At 31.4% G+C, this 1127-nt stretch carries 1 protein-coding gene; it reads left to right on the forward strand.

Features of this window, described 5'->3' with window-relative positions; translation table 11 throughout:
• Positions 1-153: 153 nt before the first annotated feature.
• Complete coding sequence (locus A9Y75_RS25775) at positions 154-711, forward strand: DUF4377 domain-containing protein (RefSeq protein ID WP_071192728.1); 558 nt, start codon at positions 154-156, stop codon at positions 709-711.
• The last annotated feature ends 416 nt before the right edge of the window (positions 712-1127 follow it).

A 1127-nucleotide genomic window follows, 5' to 3' on the forward strand; every position in this document is an offset into this window, starting at 1 on the left:
GGTATTCATGCTTGCTTCGCAGGTGCAATTCCGCTTAGAACTTCGCTGAATTTATAAATTCTTAGATTATTTTTTTAATGGTATTATGCTTGTTTCATAGTAACGTGCTTCGAAATCGCTACCTTTGGATAGCTACAATCTGTTAATTTAAATATGAAACAATTGAAATTAATCATAGTCACTCAGCTGCTTTTTTTGAGCAATATGCTATATGGTCAAGATTTTAAATTGATAACAATTGACCCTTATTTATCTTTTCAACATTATGAACACTTCAAAAGACTGATACTAAGTTCTCCTGATTCTGATGTTGAATTTTTAAAAGGTTTTGAATTTCAATGGGGGTATTCGTATCATTTGAAAGTGAAACAAACCAAATTAAATTCAATGCGATCAGATGGTGCTGAGTTTGAATATTCACTGGAAAAAAAGATTTCCAAAACCAAATTACAAGACACCGCTGAATTTAAAATGTTGTTGGATGGTAATAGATATTACCATGAAGTAAGCTCTGCTGAACAGGAGATGAATAAAACCTTTCATCAAATAAATGACTCCACCTTTTTATATTTAGACCAAGTGGAAATTGAAGTTCCGTCGAACTTTACTAACGAGATGAAGACTATTGTAGAAGGTAAAACGAAAAAAATGGGTACATTTATCTACATTTTTGATAAAAAGAATAGAGTACGACTTACTAAATTACAATAAAGCAAATGCTATCTGTACATCCAAGAAATTGACGGTTCATTACTACAGTTAACCTTTGTACTTCTTCATCGTTGTTTTGAAATTTATTACGTTTTGATAATTTTATCTTGAATTCATACTTGCATTTCAAGTGCAAATGAAGCAAATAGAAAAACCCGTCCTTTCAAAAGCTAATCGGTATTTTGGGTTGATTCAACATTTTTAATAGGTTTCCGTGTTGTAATCTCTATCAGCGATTTTTTTCCGACAACCCTTAAAATCTAATCATTCTCAAGAATTAAATGAAAAGTTCATCGGTGCAGAATTTTGATTTTCATTTATTCATCATCGAAATAATTGCCTTTATATTTGTGGCATGACTTACCAAAGAATCTGCCAGCTCTTCATGGGCTTTTTTTTGCTTTTATCAGCAGTTC

This window comes from Trichormus sp. NMC-1 (assembly GCF_001858025.1).
Lineage (GTDB): Bacteria > Cyanobacteriota > Cyanobacteriia > Cyanobacteriales > Nostocaceae > Anabaena.